Consider the following 17,001-nt stretch of genomic DNA (forward strand, 5'->3'; position numbering starts at 1 on the left):
CACCACCAGCGCCAGCGCGCTATGCACAATATTTCGCTGGCCCACGACGACCAGCGCCGCAGCAACCAGCACAACGGCGATGATCCAAAAGATCAGGCTGGCTAAGTCCATAAAAAAAATGTCCTCCATCGAGCGGGCACTGAGAGCACCGTCCAGGCAAGCCTTGTCCTCGCTGACCAGGTCTGCCAGCAGGCCGGCCAGAGCGCGGGAGAGAGGGGCAAAGCGGAGACAGCACGATGCTCGGCGCGAAGGCATCAATCAGGTCAAGAGCAGGTTCGTGTGAAACGAGCCAGTGGCCTCTCTATCGCCCTGCATACTCCCTCCCTCCCATTGTAGCAGGATAGACCGGCATTGAAGCGGTGGATCTATCTGCCCTGTTCTTGTCTCGTTTCTTGCGTGCGTGCGTATGTGCGACGTGAGCAACTCCTCGCTGTTTCCCGTCAGATTCTAACAAAAGCCTGACGAGGTGACAAGGGCAGAAACCTTCCTGGTCCTGACTTGGCCTGGCCTGCTCGGGAGCGGGCTTGTTCCACGCTAGACTATCCTAAAATCAGGAGCGGTGTGGAGAAGCGGTGAGCGAGGGCGTGCTCTCCAATGAATTCTGACGGAGATGGGGCCGATTCAGCTACGCACCGCCCATTCGCTATGCTATAATCTTTTGGTGGTCATTTCTCTCGCAAGAAATAATCTGCGCAATAACACACGGCAAGGCACCTGTCCATGAGCATGACACAGACGACCAGCAGGCGGGATTCTCCCGAAACGCAGCGCTGTCCCCAGTGTAACGCTGTTGTGCCGCCCTACGCGGCTTTCTGTGGCGCCTGCGGGAGGCGCATTGAGGGAGCTGCCTCACCCCGCCCAGCGGAGGCCGAGGCCGAGTTTCGCCAACGCTATCGCATTACCTCGCTGGTGCGCCGCCGTCCCTACATCAGCCTATTCTTGGCTACCGATGCCAGTACGCAGCAGACGGTGGTCATCAGCGATGTCGATATCAGTACGCTGGATGACGAGGCCCGCCAGCGCGCGGCGCAGCTTGTCAGGCGCGAGTACGACCTGCTGCGTCGTCATGCCATCCCTCATCTGACGCCGATTCTGCGGCAAGAATACGATCAGGGCCATATCTACGTGATTGCCGGCAATCCCTTTGCTCAGGCCCAAGAGGCTGGCAATGACGGGGCCGCTCTCCAGGCTCAGGGTGAGGGAAAGCAAGCTAGCGCTGATGAAGACGGGCGGCTCTATACGCTGGAAAGCGTTCTACAGAGTGGGATCGGGCTGCCTGATGAGCAGGTGGCTGTGCAGTGGATTCAGGAGCTGTGCGAGACGGTGGATCGTCTCCACGGCCATCAGATCGTGATCGGTGAGCTAGATCCCCAGGCCCTGGTCCTGAGCAGCCTGGGTTACCGCGGTCATCCGGCCCTATTGCTCTGCTGGCTCCCGGTTTATATTCGTACCCTCTTGCCGGTTTTGACCGGGGCGACGCGTCCCTTCAATCCAGGTCCCTTCACGGCTCCCGAGGTCCAACAGGGCAAGGTTGAAGCCCGCTCCGACGTCTACAGCCTGGGGGCCTTGCTCTATCTCTTGCTGACTGGCACGCCGCCCGCCGCGCCGGCGCCGCACCTGCGCTCACCGCGCGAGCTGAATCCGCGTGTGAAGCCGGAGATTGAGGCAGTAGTCCTGCGGGCCCTCTCCTTCGAGCGCTCCGAGCGTTTCCAGAGCGCTGCCTCCCTGGCTGAGTCGCTGGCCAACCCCTACATCAGCACGCAGGTGGCGCGCTATCCGCGTCCGACAACGACTGTCCCTCTGAGGGAGCGGGCTGCCGGTCATGAGAGGCAGGATGGTACTGGCGAGCGCGGTAGAAGGCGCTCCGGACGGCTCAACGCTCGCACGGGGCCAGTCGCTGACGCCGGTCAAGGTCAGCCAGCGCCTGTCACGGGTGTGGCCTCTGTCGCCAGCGATGCGGAGGGGTGGGATGGAGGGGCAGCCTCTGCCACAGCCAGGAACCAGGTCCAGCCAGCCGAGCCGTCGCAAGAAGAGGATATCGCCGCTCTGCCCACCTATATCCTGGCCCGCCGCCGCTCCGAATTAGAGGAAATCGGTGAAATGGCGCGGCGCTTGACGCAGCAGCTGCAGAAGCGTATTACGGGCATCTTGCCGGCCTTGCAAGGCAAGCTCTTGCCTCCTGGCAAGTCGAGCAGCACCGCCCTGGTAAAGGCCAACCCAACTGAGGGTCTGCAGGAGCGCTCGTTGCTGCGTCAGATCCAACGCTTCATTGTTGGTGAGCAGCAGCGCGGCACCGCAGCCGCTGCCATTATCGAGGCACCCCTGCGCCTGCAACCCGGTCAGCGTTTTGCCATTCGGGTGCGACTGATGGGGCGTGACCGTGCTCTGCCGCCGCCTGGCGCGCGAGCTGGCAGCCGACCGGTGGGCTTGAGCGCCCTCACGCATGGCGAGCGCGTCCATATCGAGGTTCGTTCAGCCATCTACCAGCGCTACGCCTTTGTCGTGCAGCGAGCGGTCATCATGGTGCCGGCCCGAGGCTATGTGGCCGAAGTAACTATTCCCATGCCGCCGCCGCTGAAAGGGCGAGGGGGACGTCGTGAGCGCCTGCACATCGTCTTTACCGACGAGCACCGGCGTCCACTCTACGAAAAACCCTTTGCCCTCGAAATCCTGGTGTCGCCGCTGGTGCGTCCCGGTCAGGAGGGCTTGCAGGCTCTACCTATTCCCTACTAAACTAAACTGAACGAACTACATAGACGGCACCTGGCCACATGGGCGACGCCGCGGTCGCTCACCAGCCCGACCTGGCTGCCTCATCACTTCTCGCAGCAAGAGACGATCCAGGCAGCAACGAGGAGCGCCGTTGCTCCTCGTTCTCTACCCTTATCTCTTTGGCCTGGCCGGGCTACCTCTGGCTTCCCCTGCCTCCTTGCCTTCCGCTTTTGACTGCACTCAGCCGCTGACTGAACGTGCTTCAGGCGCCGAAGAGAAAGACTGTTCCGCCCATAATAGCGTACAGCAAGATCAACAGCAGTCCCTCCAGCCAGACCAGCTCACCATCGTGCGTAATCTCGCTAAAGAGGAAAGCCCCCAGAGCCAAAACGGCGATCTCCACAATGCTGAAGACCAGGTCCAGACGCTGAGGAGCCAGCAGGCTGCACAGCACCAGAATCGGTGCCACCAGCAGCGCGATCTGGATAGATGAGCCAGCGGAGGCGGCCAATACCATGCCCATCCGCTTATCCAGCGCCATATTAATGGTGTTGAAATATTCAGGCAGGCCGCCAATGAGCGGGAGGAAGACCAGACCGACGAAGGCCGGATTCCAGCCGAGCAGCTGCGTAAACGGCTCAATTGAGGCGACCAGGATGTCCGAGACCACAGCCACTCCGGCGGTAGCGGCGGCCAGCAGGAGCAAAGCCAGCCAGAGATTGGGCTTTTTCTCCTCCGCTGCCTCTGAGGTAGGCGCAGGCTTCGGCTCTCCCTGACTGCGCGGGGCCTGCCCGCCGGTCGGAGCGGCTTCCGGCTGCCGCTGCTCGCCGGGTCTGCCGCTGGCGCTCGGCGTTGCTGGTGGTGTTCCAGTGGAGGCTGCTGGGGGCGCGTCCACCCGCTCTGTAGAGACCATCGCCTGCAGGGTGCGGTCCAGCTCGCGCAGCACGCCGCTCTTGTTCGGCAGATTGCTATGGGCCAGGCGCTGACGATAGCTGAGCAAACGCAAGATGGCCGCCTCGGAACGCGCCCCTAAGACCGGCTCAAAGCTATCGTCACTCGTCTCCTCTCCCTCTGCAGGGTGGTCGCGCCAGCGGAAGACACTGAAAAGAAGCGAGGCAAGGTAGCCGAGGAGAAGCAAAACGGCAATAAAGTCGGAGAGCAGGATGCCGCGCTCGACAATATGGCTCTGACCGGCGCGCGAAGCCAGCAGCTCGGCAACCGCTGGCAGCAAGAGGCCCGCGATGCAGAGCGCTAGTAATGATGCGTACTGGCTGGCCGGGCGCGTCTCAAAGCGCAGCCGCCCATGCTTAAGGCAGCCGACCATTGTGGCCACGCCAAGCACCAGGAGGATATTGCCCAGAATAGAGCCGATGATTGAAGCGCGCACCACATCCACCAGTCCTTCGCTGAGAGCGAAGAGACCGATAATCAGCTCGGTCACATTTCCAAAGGTCGCAAACAGTAAACCCCCGATGCGCTCGCCTGTATGCTCAGCCACGGCCTCGACAGCTCGCCCAATCAGCGCCGCCAGTGGCAGAATACCCAACGCGGCGCAGCCAAAGCGCAGCAGTGGAGGAATCTCCACCCGCAGCAACTCCAGGGCTACTGCCAGAACCGCGAAGAGCAAGAGACTATAGAACCAGCGCGACATAAGCGCTCCTTCCCATGCAGCTCACCGGGGCCGCTTCCCATGCGCGGCTCCGCGGGTCAGGCCAGAGCCTGAACGAGCAGCCCCAGTCTCCCAGTAGTTAAGCGTATTTTCTCCACCCCTGTCTACCGTAATCCTGCGGAAGATGCCAGATTGCTGCTCATCATTAGATGCGGCACCTATGCTGAAAAAGAGAACCTCAGCCACTGATCTCAGGCCAGCGAGCCAGGGCCAGCCCGCTCAGAAGCGCGCCAGTGTCGCGATCCTGGACCGGGGCCGGCCAGAGAGATACCATCAGTCAGCCTTGACTAGTCCACCTATGAACGCTAGCCAGGGTGACCAGGACCAGCCTGGTACTAACATCCCTGGATGGAAACAAGGCTGTTACTTTGTCGATCTCTCACTCGCTTGTGCCAATGTAACAATTTTGATTGGCCATTGTAGGCACGGAGAACGCATGAAGAATACTATCACGCAAGATCGTCAGGATGACCTACTGGATTTGATTGCTCTGGTTGAACACAGCACGCAGCCACAGCCGGCAGTCTCAGCCAGTGGGGCTGGGGCCGCCGCTCAAAGCTCGGTTCCCGGCCTGCCGAGCTATCAGCCAACCTCGCTGGCGGTGGTGAACCGCTTCCTTGCCCTTGTTGATGACCTTACTGGCGGCAAGGCTGGCTGGTTTCAGCGGCTCTTCACTTACCTTTTCATCGGTGGTGCAGCTGCTGTCGTCAATATGGTTGTTTTCTATATTATGTTCTATCGCATGTCTATACCGGTCAATAGTACGCTGCACAATGCCATTGCCAATATTACTGCCGCTGAAATCTCGATCATTGCCAATTTCCTGGCTAATGATTACTTTACCTTCCGTCATCTTCCTGGCCATCAGCGCTCGTGGGGGCAGCGCTGCCTGCGCTTTCACCTCACGGCCATTGTTGGCAGCCTGTTGAATTTCTGCATTGAGCTAAGTCTGACCAACCTGGTGCATGTGCCGGCGCTCTTGTCGCAGGCCATCGCTATTCTCCTGGTCCTGATTTACAATTTCTCCTTCCATCATATCTTTACCTACGGAGGAATGAGTGCGGCCCATTGAGACCGCGGTCTGTTAATCTAGAACAGCGCAACAAGAGAATACTGGGGGTGGGGACGAGTGTGGAGCAAGGGAAAGGAGGCGGCATTGACAGACAGGTCAACAGTTGATCTGCCGGGCTGGAGACTGACCGAACCGAACTGGACAGAGCTGAGAGTGAGCACGAGCCATGAGCAGCAAGGGAGTGACCTATCGTCTAAAGTCGCGCGCTGAGATTGAGGCCATGCGGGCGGCAGGAGAGATTGTCTGGCGGGCTCATCAGGTGGCGGCCTCGCTAGTCAAGCCGGGGGTGAGCACTGCTGAGATCAACGAGGCCGTCGAAACCTTTCTGGCCGAGCAGGGGGCGGCACCGCTTTTCAAAGGAGTTCCTGGGCCGGTGCCTTATCCGGCGGCTACCTGTATCTCCCTCAATGAGCAAATCGTGCACGGCATTCCTGGCCCGCGGCGCCTTCAAGAAGGGGATCTGGTGAGCATCGACATCGGCTGTCGTCTCGATGGCTGGTGTGGCGACGCAGCAGTAACTCATGCCGTGGGACGGGTTGATGAGCGGGCCAGGCGTTTGCTTCAGGTGACTGAGGGCGCCCTTCATCTGGCCATTGAGCTGCTTGGGCGTAAATCGCGCTGGGCCGAGGTTGCCCGGGTCATGCAGCAGACCGTTCATCAGGCTGGTTTTACGGTCTTTGAGCAACTGGTCGGGCATGGCATTGGGCGGGAGATGTGGGAACCGCCGCAAGTGCCAAACTTTTACCGCCGTGAGATGGATTTCCCTCTCCAGCCTGGCCTGGTCATTGCCGTAGAGCCGATGGTAGGTATGGGGAGCAAAGAAATTCGTATTCTTCCCGACCACTGGACCATTGTCACAGCCGACGGCTCGCTCAGCGCCCATTTCGAGCATACCATTGCCCTGACCGAGGATGGTCCCCAGGTGCTGACGACCGGTAGCGGCGGTCTCGTTTGGGGCTGAGTTATCACCCCAGTGGGCCAGCTCTCTCTATCTCTTCTGCAAAGTGAAGGCAAACGATACCTTGCGAAAGCAGTTCATGGGCTATGGACCCGTTGCCTGTTGGCGAGCAAGCGCGACAAGGAAGGTCTGCCTGATGCCGGAAGTAGCAGCATATGGTGATGTTCAGCAGCGGCGAGGCCAGCAGAAGTGGCTGGCGCTGGCGACCCTGTTCCTCCTGGCCCTTGGCAGCGGCTGTCTCCCTTTGGGAGGTGCACCGCCCTCTCCGACCTCTCCGGCGCTCAGTGCGGCAGCACAGCAGATGCAGGCCCTGCTGATGTGCGACGAGCAGCACGGCTGGGCCTCGACCCAGCGCTCGGTCCTGCGCACCAGCGATGGCGGAGTACACTGGCAAGATGTCACGCCTCAGCCCGAGGCTGGCTCGGTCCCTCGGGAACCCGTTGAGCGTATTGTCGCTGCCTACCTGAATGCTCAGACCGCCTGGGTAGCCCTCATTTTCCAGGATGGGTCGACCACGCCGATCTACCATACAAGCGATGGGGGCCGGAGCTGGCAGCGGACAGACGTGCCGGCTCCAGGCATCGGGGTCGTGCAACTGGCCTTTGTCGACGCCCTCCACGGCTGGCTGCTGGTCAATCTGGGTATTGCCACCAATGCCGAGGCCGTTGCCATCTGGCGCACCACCGATGGCGGCAGCCATTGGCAGCGCATCGTGCAGGTCTCCGCGGCCCAGGCTCGCACGGCGCAAAGCTCAACGACCCTTCCCTACAGCGGCAGCAAGTCCGGTCTGGCTTTTCTCAATACCACCACTGGCTGGGCCACTGGCAGTGAGCCGGGCCTCAATCGAGCCTGGCTCTATGTGACCCACGACGGCGGCCAGAGCTGGCAGCCTCAATCGCTGTCTCTTCCCACTGGAAGCGAGAAGGCCCAAATTGCCACCCTGCCGCCGCGCTTCTTCTCCGATCGCGATGGCCTCTTGCCCGTCAATGTCTATGCCGCTGGCAAGGCGAGCCTCTATTTCTACGTCACCCACGACGGTGGCCAAAGCTGGCACTTCGGCCAGGCGCTGCCGGCTTCGGTCATCGCCTGGTCCTTTGTCTCGGCCACTGTTGGCTATGCGACCGACCGCACGACGCTCTATGTGACGCACGACGGAGGACAGCATTGGAGCCAGCAGCTACCCACTGGTCCTTTCGCGAACGTCATTCAACTGGATTTTCTGACGGCCAGCATGGGCTGGGCCTTGTGCCTGGCACCTCCGGCGCAAACCCATATTCTGAGAACGAACGACGCCGGTCAAAGCTGGCAGCAGCTCAGCTAGGTCCCGGCTGGCTTCAGCTATCAGGTGAGCAGATAGCTTCTCTCCTTGTCGGTGGCGTGTCTGGAAAAGGAGCGGCCCATCGCCTGCTGCGATGGACCGCTCCCTGCCTGTGCGCGCGAAAAAGGAGGAACATGGGAGTACCTGTCTGCTCTCCCTCTCCGGTTGAGCGGAGCGGGCTGGCCGAGGTGACTCGACCCGAGTGAGCCAACCTGAGCCAGCCTGGTTCCTGCCCTGATGGCAAGCGCTGGCGCTTAGCTGCTCAAAGCTGCACGGCGCTCACGCAGCTTGGCCAGCCGCTCCTCTTGCTCGCTGAGGCGCTCGCGCTCGCGCTCCACCACCTCGGGTTTGGCCCGCTTGACGAACTCCTCGTTGGCCAGCCGCGCCTGGAAACGGGCAATCTCCTGCTCCGTGCGAGCGATCTCCTTATCAAGACGCGCCAGCTCCTTCTCCACGTCGAACATCCCGGCCAGTGGCAGGTAGATTTCCACCGGTCCAGCCAGCAGGCCCATCGCTCCCTGTGGCTTCGGTTCCAGACGCTCATAGAAGCGCGGCGTCTCTGTGCGCGCCAGAAACTCGATCAAGGGCGCCTGCTCGCTGAGGAGGGCGAGCTTCGGGCCGGCAGCCAGCAGCACCTGAATGCGGCGGGCCGGCTCCACGCCGAGCTGATTGCGCGCGTCGCGGATGCGCGAGATCAGCTCCTGCAAGAGGGCGAAGTCCTCCTCGGCCTCCTCGTCTTTAGCGGCTGGCACAGCCTGCGGCCAGGGAGCCACGATCAGAGCAGGGGCCGGCCAGCGCTCTGGCGCCGGCTCGCTGAAGCGGTAGAGATGCTGCCACACCTCCTCTGTCACAAAGGGCATGAATGGATGGAGAAGGCGCAGCGAGGCATCGAGCACCGCGCGCAGGATAGCTGCCGTCGTCTTGCGGGTCGCGGCGTCGCCCTGGAGCTGCACCTTAGCGATCTCCAGGTACCAATCGCAGTATTCGGTCCAGAAGAACTCGTGGATGCGGCGCCCAGCCTCGCCAAGCTGGAAGTCCTCGATCAACTGCGTCACATCGCTGATCAGCTGCGAGGCGCGGCTCACGATCCAGCGATCGGCCAGCGTACGGGGCTGAAGGGCCTCCAGAGGAGGCACGCCGCCCTCGATCTCTGCGGTCGCTGTCAAGACAAAGCGCGAGGCGTTCCAGATCTTATTGGCGAAATTGCGGTTGCCCACGATGCGCTCGGGCACCAGCTTCATATCGTTGCCCGGCGTGCTGCTAGTGGCCAGAGTGAAGCGCAGGGCGTCGGTGCCATACTGATCCATGACCTCGATTGGATCGACGACGTTGTTCTTCGACTTGCTCATCTTCTCGCCCTTGGCGTCGCGCACCAGGCCGTGCAGGTAGATGGTACGGAAGGGGATCGTCCCCATGAAATGAATTCCGGCCATCACCATGCGCGCCACCCAGAAGAAGATGATGTCGTAGCCCGTCTCCATCACCGAGGTCGGATAGTAGCGACGGAGGTCCGGCGTATCGTCGGGCCAACCGAGCGTGCTAAAAGGCCACAGCCAGGACGAGAACCAGGTATCGAGCACGTCCTCATCCTGATGCAGGCGCTCGCTCTCGCAATGGGGACAGCGCGTCACATCCTCGCGACTGACGATCATCTCGCCGCAGTCATCGCAGTACCAGACAGGAATGCGATGGCCCCACCAGAGCTGACGCGAGATCGTCCAGTCGTGGATGTTCTCCAGCCAATCGCAGTAGATTTTTGTGAAGCGCTCGGGCACAATGCGGATCTGGCCATACTTGACCGCGTTCAGCGCCGGCGTTGCCAGAGGTTTCATGCGCACAAACCACTGCTTCGAAACCAGCGGCTCGATCACCGTGTTGCAGCGCTGGCAGTGGCCCAGAGGGACCGTATAATCCTCGATCTTGACGATCAGGCCCTCCTGCTGGAGCTGCTCAACGAGCTTCTTGCGCGCCTCAAAGCGATCCAAACCGGCGTAAGGGCCGGCCTCGGGGGTCATCTTGCCGTCGAAGCCGATCACCTGCACACGGGGCAGGCCGTGACGCTGGCCAATCTCGAAGTCGGTTGGATCATGAAAGGGCGTCACCTTGACCGCGCCGGTGCCGAAGCCCATTTCCACGGCCTCATCGGCAATAATGGGAATCTCACGTCCGATGACTGGCAAGATGGCGGTCCTCCCCACGAGGGCCCGATAGCGCTCGTCGCGCGGGTTGACTGCCACCGCGGTATCGCCCAGGATCGTCTCCGGGCGGGTTGTGGCCACACTGATATATTCGGTAGCTGCAGCGCTGCCGTCAGTGCTCGGCTTGAGCGGGTAGCGCACGTAGGTCAGCTTGCCAGGGGTATCCTCGTGCTCCACCTCCAGATCGGAGATGGCGCTCGCGCAGCGCGGACACCAGTTGATGATGCGCTCGCCGCGGTAGATCAGGCCCTCCTCGTAAAGGCGCGCGAAGACCTCGCGCACGGCTCGTGAGAGGCCCTCGTCCAGGGTGAAGCGCTCACGCGACCAATCGCAGGAGGCACCGAGCCGGCGATGCTGATCCTGGATGCGCTTCTTGTAATAGCCAACCCATTGCCAAACGCGTTCGAGAAAGAGGGCGCGACCAAGGCGATGGCGATCGGTCCCCTCCTTGGCCAGCTCACGCTCCACCACGGCCTGGGTGGCAATACCGGCGTGGTCCTCACCAGGCACCCAGAGCGTTTCATCACCACGCATGCGGTGGTAGCGAATCAGAATATCCTCAATGGTAGCTGTGATGGCGTGCCCCAGATGCAGCGCACCGGTCACGTTCGGGGGGGGCATGCTGATCACGAAAGGAGGCCGCTGCGGATTCGGGCGCGGCTTAAAGTAGCCCCCTTCCTCCCAGAAGCGGTACCATTTGCCCTCGACCGCCTGCGGTTCATAGGCTTTGGGTAAGGCCGCAAGCAACTGCTTTTTCTCTTCGATACTGGCTATCTTATCCTGCTCAATCATATTCCCTCCTGCGGTAGTGGGTGGACCTCGCTGTCACCGCCTGGCTGGACTGCCCTGGCTGCTATGATGGACGGCTGCAACAATGATGATGAGAACGATGGTAGCTCAAAGCGTACTTAGGTCAGTCAGACGCGGCCAGGCCACCCACCTCTTGTCAGCTCAGGCTGCGGCGCTGAGAGCAGGCGAGGCCGGGCTGCGTTCGGGCTAACCAGGGAGTCCCGTGTCCCAACGCAGGGATGCGGCTGGATAACGGTTCTAACAGAAAACCCTTCTCGCCGTCAAGGACGAGAAGGGTTCATACTCGTGGTACCACCTTGCTTCAGTCAATCGTCCTGCGCTCATGCTTACACTTGGGCGGCCCTACCGGCCAGTAAAGGCCGCGATCTTGAGCAATGATGCTACTCTCCTCCCCTGATCCTGGCAGGAGACGATTGACCCTCATTCGTGCGCTAACGGGCACACCGCAGCAGCTCGCGCGTCCAGGCTCTCATCTGCTGACGAGCGAGTAGGGAGGGGGCGGAGCGAAACACTCCCGCTGCGATTGTTCTCTCCCTTGCTCAGCTCTGCCGGGACCGCGACAAGCTCCCTTACTCAGACTCCCAGGCGACCTTCAGCGCTTGCCATCCGAGGAAGACTTGCAGCCGGTGATCTTCCCTCTCTGCCGGGGCCAGAGCGCCTACTCCTCCTGTTCAACGTCTGTGTCACTCTCTCTAGCGCGTAGCATGCGCCTTTGTTCGGATTGTTTCTAGTGTAGCGGATCGCGTAGCAAATGTCAAGCCGATGAGCAACCTGCCAGACAGGGCCTGACTTGCTCATTCCTGGCTCTTAGAGGCCCTCGCCTGTGGAGAAAAGCCCGCTCTGGCGCCCCTCTTTTGCCAGCCTCAGCGCTGTGGCTGAGAAGCCTGGGAGGACTGGGCCGCCTCGGGAGCGAAAGCCTGGATGATCTGCTGCATCAGCCGCGTCTCTGGCACCGCTCCCAGAATCTCCAGGCGGTCGTTGATGACCGTCTTAGGTACACCCTGAACGCGGTAACGCTGGGCCAAATCGACGAATTCGGAAACCTCGACGACATCCGCCGTCACCCGCTCGCTGGCCATCGCCAGCCCGTGGGCCAGCAGGGCCATGCGTGGGCAGTAAGGGCAGGTTGGCGTGACAAACACCTGAATGTGCAGGTCTTGCTGCAGCGACTGCAATTGCTGCTGTGTCTGCGGACTGAGCATCGTTTCGCCACGCGACAGCCGGCGGATATCCTCGATCAGCGTACTGAACTCGTAGCCTGCCGGAATACCGAAGAAACGCAGGCGTCCCCGGGCCTTGCCCTCCAGGATAAAGGCCGGAATACGCTCAATCTGGCGCTGCCTGGCTTCAGCCTCATCGCGATAAAAATCCTTCACCAGGAGATGGATCTTCTCCGAGAGGCTGGCCACCTCCTCCAGAATCTCGCGTGTCTCCTTGCAGTACTGGCATTCATGGCCGGGAATCAGCAGTGGCGACTCGCGCTGTGTGAAGTAGGTGATCGTCACCTCACCATCCAGATCCTTGAAAAGCTCGCGAATCTTTTCACGATCGCTCGCTTCAATTAAAGCCATTGTATCACCTTCTTTTCTTTTCTATGACTAAACGTTATTTCCCCTACTCTGTTGCGCGCCGCCGGGCGGGTCCCATCGCTGCCAGCAAGAGACCCGCCATATTCTACCGCGCGCGGTGCCACCTTGCATGCACAGCCATATCCCCGCGAAGGCGTCGGGCAGAGGGAGCGGGCAACTGGCCAGCTCGCACTCTGCCTGTGATAGTGTCTGCGATCACCTCACTGGCCTCACCATCACGGATGGGCGTGCGTTGCCAGATCCTCTGCTGTCGGCAGGGTGGGTTCCTCTGTCGGCTCGCTCACCAGCGGCAGACCACGCTCCTGCCAATCGGGCACGCCACCATCGACGGCCACGACCTCGCGTCCTGTGGCCGCCACGATGCTGGCAGCGATCGAGGCGCGGTGACCGGAGTGGCAGATGACCGCCAGAGGCGTATGGCGTGGCAGGCTCTCCAGGTGCTGAGGTAAATCGCCGATGTGCAGGTGGAGCGCGCCCGGAATATGGCCTTGCCGCCACTCATCATCGCGGCGCACGTCCAGCACGGTCAGTGAGGGCTGACTCTTCCAGCGCCGGTAGAGCGTGTCAATATCGATACGTTCGAAGCTGCTCGTGGGCAGAGCAGCAGCCTTCCAGGCTGCAATGCCGCCAGCCAGGTAGCCTTGAGCCTGTTCGTAACCAATGCGGATCAGCTGCACCACCGCCTCGCGTCGGCCCTCCTCGTCCTCGATCAGGAGCAAGAGCGGTGTATTGAAAGGCAGCAGCCAGCCGACATAGGTGGCGAAGGAGCTGTCCAGCTCGATATTCAAGGAGCCAGGAATATATTCACGAGCGAACTCCATGCGCGGGCGACCATCGACCAGCGGCAGGCCCTGCTGCAGCCAGCGCTGCACCTCCTGCGGCGAGCGCGGTGGCAGCTCCGGCAGCTTTCCCAGGATGCGCGGCCCTTGCTGGTTGATATCATGCATGTAGCGGTAATAGTGCGGGTAGGCGGTGTAGCTGGCAAGCTGGCGGCGCACAAAGTCGACTTCGTCGCGCGCCTGCACCACGGGGTTGGCCAGACGCTCTTGACCAATGGTCGTGCTGCGCTTGGCGCCAACAGCGCTCGCCACGCAGAAGGAGCCGGCACCGTGGGTCGGGTAGACCAGCACGCTATCGGGCAACATCTGCAAGAGACGGAGCAGTGAGTGGTATTGCTGACGCGTCAGGGTCAGGGTTAGCTCGGGGCCGAGCAGGTCGGTACGGCCTGCACTACCGACGAGCATGCTGCCACCACTAAAGAGGGCATAGGGTTGGCTGCTCTCCGGTTGATAAAGCAGGTAGCTCGTATGCTCGGGCGTATGGCCCGGGGTCGCCAGGGCCTGGAAAGTCAGCTCGCCCACGCGGAAGCGGTCGCCATCGCGCACCGGCTGGTGAGGATAAAGCAGGTGGGCATCAGCGCTGGCGACAATCGTGGCACCCGTGCGCGCCGCAAGCTCGCGCCCGCCGGTGACGTAGTCGTTGTGAATGTGTGTCTCCAGAATGTGGGTAATGCGCGCCTGCGACCGCGCGGCGGCTTCCAGGTAAACGTCGACGTCGCGACGTGGATCGACCACCGCCGCCTGACCGCTGCGCCCGTCGCTGACAAAGTAGGATTGATGCCCCAGACCTTCAATGAAGAACTGCTCGATTTGCATGGTTCTCACCTCACGGCCACCCGCCTGCTGCCAGCCTCGGGGGGGTGGCGCTCGCCCAAGGCTGGGCCGCTCGTTCGCTCGTCCTTCAACCGCTGGAGCGGCTGGCCTTTATTAGTATATCATCTTGATACGTTATGTCGATATAATCACTGAGTTGCTGAAAAAACGGATTGCACCGGCGTACCCGCGCAACAGGATGGGAGCTGCGGCTGTCCTGGCGCGGAACAGCCTGGTAGAAACTATTCGACGGGCAGCCCGTGCAGGCGCCAGCTCGTGATCCCGCCTTTGATATTGACTACGCGCGGGAGGCCCAAACGTTGGAGCAGCCTGGCTGCCTGGGCGCTGCGGTGACCGCTCAAGCAGATGAGCAACACCTCGCGATCGCGCGGTACCTCATCGACGCGGGTGGCGAGTTGTCCAAGGGGAATATTGACAGCGCGCGGCGCGTGGCCGCTGCGATATTCCCACGGTTCGCGCACGTCGATCAAAACGACTTCGCTATCCGCGCGAGACAGGCGCTCCCAGGCTTCCCGGACATCGATCGTTGAAACAGCCTGTGCTTCTTCTGGGCCTCGTAGGAATCGTCCAAACATGAGCCTTGCTCTCTCTTTCGCTTATCTGACGGAGGGGCTGCCCACCTTTCGCGGGCCGGCCCGCTCTCCTTGACTTTCCTTTCTAATTATATTACTATATAGTCATGAAGTCAAGTGGTGATGACGAACATTCACCCGTTGACCACTACTCAGAGCGAGAAAGGAGAGCATCTTGACAAAGGAGAGACTCCAGCCGGTTCAAGAAAGCGGGGAGCGACAGCCGCTTGACCCGGAGAGCGCGACGCGCTGGAAGCAGATCAGCAGTGAAGGGGGTTTTCCTGATCCGCTGCTTGAGCTTATTGCGGCGCGCTTCCGCCTCCTGGGGGAGCCACTGCGTCTCAAGCTGCTGGCAGCTCTCACGGGCGGTGAGCGCAGTGTTAGCGAGCTGGTCGCTCTGACGGGGGCCAGTCAGCCGAATGTCTCGAAGCATCTGGCGGCCCTCATGCAGGGAGGACTCGTCAAGCGGCGCAAGGCTGGCACCAGCATTTACTATGCTCTGGCCGACCCTAGCGTCCTGACCCTGTGCGACATCGTCTGCGCTGGGGTCCAGGAGCGCTTTACCACGCTGGCGCAGACTCTCCAGCTCGGGTCGGCGATGGCCCTGGAGGATCTTCAGCCAGTCGAAGAGAGCGAGACCAGCGGGCCGGGACCCCGCCAGTAGGGGCGAGTGCTCTCAGCCGGCGCGCTTCGCCGTTGACACTCGGCTGCGCCCTCTCCTCTCGCCTGCGGCCCAGTCTTCGCCTGCGTTCGCTCATCCGCGTCGCCACGAGTGAGCGGAAAAGTGCCCCTCTTGTGGCTTTGGCAGTAGCGATCAGCCGTAGCAAGCAAACGAGCAGCAGCTCGGCGAACGTTCCAGTCTCTGCTGGGAGAATAGTGCAAAGAAGGAGGGAGAAAACCGATGGTCACCTACGGTTTTGGCACCACGCTGGCTCTACCCTATGAGCAGGCTATCGAGCGTGTTAAGGAGGCCCTCAAGGCGGAGGGCTTTGGGGTCTTGACTGAAATTGATGTGCGGCGCACGCTGCATGACAAGCTTGGACTGGAGACTGCCCCCTATGTAATCCTGGGGGCCTGCAATCCGCATCTGGCTCATCGGGCTTTGGAGATGGAGCCAGAAATCGGCCTCCTGCTGCCCTGTAATGTCGTAGTGCGTGCCGTAGCTGATGGCAGCCGTGTTGAGATAGCTGATCCCCAGGCCATGCTGGCAGTGAGCGGCAACGCGCAGCTTGCACAGATCGCTCAGGAGGCGCGAGCACGGCTGCAGCGTGCTCTTGCTGCACTTACCCCACTCAGCGCCCCTTCCGCATAATGGCTTGTCGCACGTGCTCTGGTATCCTATAATAAGGGGCAATGTTCCGCAGTGAACATATCATCATAACCATAGCCGCGGAAGCGAACGAAAGCGAACTGGGCCAGGCTGAGGAAGAGTATGCCAACACCACAGCAATTGATGCCTGGGCCGACGCCGCTCTATCACCAGCTTGAGCAGATTCTGCGTGGCGAGATCGAGCGTGGCGTCTACCGTCCTGGCGATCGCCTGCCGACCGAGCAGGAGCTGATGCAGACCTACGGAGTCAGCCGCATTACGGTACGCCAGGCTCTCAACGAATTGGAAGACGAGGGTCTGGTTGTGCGGCGTCATGGTAAAGGTACCTATGTGGCCGAGAAGCGCATCGAGCAGAGCCTTGTCCGTCTGACCGATTTTGTCGAGGACATGGAGCTGGCAGGTCTTGAGCCATCCTCGCGCGTACTCGCCTTCCAGCGTGAGGCGGCCAGCCGGGCGGTGGCTGCCGCCCTGGGTCTGCGTGAGGGTGAGGAGGTGATGCGCCTTGATCGTCTGCGCCTGGCCAATGGCCGGCCTATTGCCTTCGATGTCACCTGGCTGCCGATGCGCTTCGGCGTGCTCCTGCCCGAGGAGGAGCTAAGCCGCGAGACGATTTATCATCTACTGGAGTCGCGCTATGGCATCCCCATTGAGGCGGGCACCTTTGAGATTACGGCGGCCAATGCGACGCTCGAACAGGCCCATCTGCTAGAGGTGCCGGTGGGAGCCGCTCTGTTGCTGATCCGTCGCCTCTCCTGCACGGGAGGAAATGCCCCTGTCTATATACAGGAACGCTACTATCGACCCGACCGCGTGAGCTATCGGCTCTGCCTGCAGCGTCGCGGCAGCGGGGGGAGTCGTCCACCAACTATCAGCGAGCTGCGCCCCGTTTTCGCCGAGGCTGCGGTCCCGGCGACGGGCGATGAAGAAGGCAGTCGAGAAGCAGGCGTGGTCGATCCCGGCGAGAACCCCGCTGAGTCTGCCGAAGGATGAGCAGAGCGCTCAGGGGCGAGGGCAGAAAGAACGAAAGAAGAAACACAACGTAAGGAGGAAGAAGCCCAGAACGCAGTTGATCATAAAGAAAAGCCACAGAAGTGTGCACT

At 61.3% G+C, this 17,001-nt stretch carries 12 protein-coding genes; 7 read left to right on the forward strand and 5 right to left on the reverse strand.

The window, feature by feature from the left end; all coding sequences use genetic code 11:
- Nucleotides 1–720: 720 nt before the first annotated feature.
- Nucleotides 721–2,733: an inactive serine/threonine-protein kinase VRK3 gene (locus IRZ31_RS08000; protein WP_297152107.1), complete on the forward strand. Its 2,013-nt coding sequence runs from the start codon at nucleotides 721–723 to the stop codon at nucleotides 2,731–2,733.
- A 241-nt stretch (nucleotides 2,734–2,974) separates the two neighbouring features.
- On the opposite strand, the gene IRZ31_RS08005 is transcribed toward IRZ31_RS08000, so the two are convergent.
- Entirely contained in the window at nucleotides 2,975–4,363 is a 1,389-nt protein-coding gene (locus IRZ31_RS08005; protein ID WP_297152110.1) for a hypothetical protein, read from the reverse strand.
- 454 nt (nucleotides 4,364–4,817) lie between these two features.
- On the opposite strand from IRZ31_RS08005, the gene IRZ31_RS08010 reads away from it, so the two are divergent.
- From IRZ31_RS08010 to IRZ31_RS08020, 3 genes are all read left to right on the forward strand, one after another.
- Nucleotides 4,818–5,453 (forward strand): GtrA family protein, encoded by a 636-nt coding sequence (locus tag IRZ31_RS08010; RefSeq protein WP_297152113.1) that lies wholly within the window; start codon nucleotides 4,818–4,820, stop codon nucleotides 5,451–5,453.
- Nucleotides 5,454–5,619: 166 nt separating this feature from the next.
- Nucleotides 5,620–6,414 carry a type I methionyl aminopeptidase gene (gene map / locus IRZ31_RS08015; protein WP_297152115.1) on the forward strand — a complete coding sequence of 265 codons (795 nt, stop codon included), beginning with the start codon at nucleotides 5,620–5,622 and terminating at the stop codon, nucleotides 6,412–6,414.
- Between the two features lie 133 nt (nucleotides 6,415–6,547).
- Nucleotides 6,548–7,732 carry a YCF48-related protein gene (locus tag IRZ31_RS08020; RefSeq protein ID WP_297152118.1) on the forward strand — a complete coding sequence of 395 codons (1,185 nt, stop codon included), beginning with the start codon at nucleotides 6,548–6,550 and terminating at the stop codon, nucleotides 7,730–7,732.
- Between the two features lie 251 nt (nucleotides 7,733–7,983).
- On the opposite strand, the gene IRZ31_RS08025 is transcribed toward IRZ31_RS08020, so the two are convergent.
- From IRZ31_RS08025 to IRZ31_RS08040, 4 genes are all read right to left on the reverse strand, one after another.
- A complete protein-coding gene (locus IRZ31_RS08025) occupies nucleotides 7,984–10,719 on the reverse strand; it encodes a valine--tRNA ligase (protein WP_297152121.1) in 2,736 nt (911 codons plus the stop codon).
- Between the two features lie 881 nt (nucleotides 10,720–11,600).
- Nucleotides 11,601–12,308, reverse strand: a complete 708-nt coding sequence (locus IRZ31_RS08030; protein ID WP_297152124.1) for a thioredoxin family protein — start codon at nucleotides 12,306–12,308, stop codon at nucleotides 11,601–11,603.
- Between the two features lie 233 nt (nucleotides 12,309–12,541).
- Complete coding sequence (locus tag IRZ31_RS08035; protein WP_297152128.1) at nucleotides 12,542–13,981, reverse strand: MBL fold metallo-hydrolase; 1,440 nt, start codon at nucleotides 13,979–13,981, stop codon at nucleotides 12,542–12,544.
- Nucleotides 13,982–14,220: 239 nt separating this feature from the next.
- Complete coding sequence (locus IRZ31_RS08040; protein ID WP_297152131.1) at nucleotides 14,221–14,574, reverse strand: rhodanese-like domain-containing protein; 354 nt, start codon at nucleotides 14,572–14,574, stop codon at nucleotides 14,221–14,223.
- A gap of 172 nt (nucleotides 14,575–14,746) precedes the next feature.
- Here IRZ31_RS08040 and IRZ31_RS08045 point away from each other — a divergent pair, with 172 nt between their 5' ends.
- From IRZ31_RS08045 to IRZ31_RS08055, 3 genes are all read left to right on the forward strand, one after another.
- Entirely contained in the window at nucleotides 14,747–15,235 is a 489-nt protein-coding gene (locus IRZ31_RS08045; RefSeq protein ID WP_297152135.1) for a metalloregulator ArsR/SmtB family transcription factor, read from the forward strand.
- Between the two features lie 237 nt (nucleotides 15,236–15,472).
- Entirely contained in the window at nucleotides 15,473–15,883 is a 411-nt protein-coding gene (locus IRZ31_RS08050; RefSeq protein ID WP_297152138.1) for a DUF302 domain-containing protein, read from the forward strand.
- Between the two features lie 120 nt (nucleotides 15,884–16,003).
- Nucleotides 16,004–16,891: a GntR family transcriptional regulator gene (locus tag IRZ31_RS08055; protein WP_297152139.1), complete on the forward strand. Its 888-nt coding sequence runs from the start codon at nucleotides 16,004–16,006 to the stop codon at nucleotides 16,889–16,891.
- Nucleotides 16,892–17,001: the final 110 nt, after the last annotated feature.

This window comes from Thermogemmatispora sp., from assembly GCF_019683635.1.
Classification (GTDB): Bacteria; Chloroflexota; Ktedonobacteria; order Ktedonobacterales; family Ktedonobacteraceae; genus Thermogemmatispora.

Bases quoted from the DNA above. Each gene is read 5' to 3' on its own strand.
- IRZ31_RS08000 (WP_297152107.1), top strand. From the start codon at position 721: ATGAGCATGACACAGACGACCAGCAGGCGGGATTCTCCCGAAACGCAG.
- IRZ31_RS08005 (WP_297152110.1), bottom strand. From the start codon at position 4,363: ATGTCGCGCTGGTTCTATAGTCTCTTGCTCTTCGCGGTTCTGGCAGTA.
- IRZ31_RS08010 (WP_297152113.1), top strand. From the start codon at position 4,818: ATGAAGAATACTATCACGCAAGATCGTCAGGATGACCTACTGGATTTG.
- map (WP_297152115.1), top strand. From the start codon at position 5,620: ATGAGCAGCAAGGGAGTGACCTATCGTCTAAAGTCGCGCGCTGAGATT.
- IRZ31_RS08020 (WP_297152118.1), top strand. From the start codon at position 6,548: ATGCCGGAAGTAGCAGCATATGGTGATGTTCAGCAGCGGCGAGGCCAG.
- IRZ31_RS08025 (WP_297152121.1), bottom strand. From the start codon at position 10,719: ATGATTGAGCAGGATAAGATAGCCAGTATCGAAGAGAAAAAGCAGTTG.
- IRZ31_RS08030 (WP_297152124.1), bottom strand. From the start codon at position 12,308: ATGGCTTTAATTGAAGCGAGCGATCGTGAAAAGATTCGCGAGCTTTTC.
- IRZ31_RS08035 (WP_297152128.1), bottom strand. From the start codon at position 13,981: ATGCAAATCGAGCAGTTCTTCATTGAAGGTCTGGGGCATCAATCCTAC.
- IRZ31_RS08040 (WP_297152131.1), bottom strand. From the start codon at position 14,574: ATGTTTGGACGATTCCTACGAGGCCCAGAAGAAGCACAGGCTGTTTCA.
- IRZ31_RS08050 (WP_297152138.1), top strand. From the start codon at position 15,473: ATGGTCACCTACGGTTTTGGCACCACGCTGGCTCTACCCTATGAGCAG.
- IRZ31_RS08055 (WP_297152139.1), top strand. From the start codon at position 16,004: ATGCCAACACCACAGCAATTGATGCCTGGGCCGACGCCGCTCTATCAC.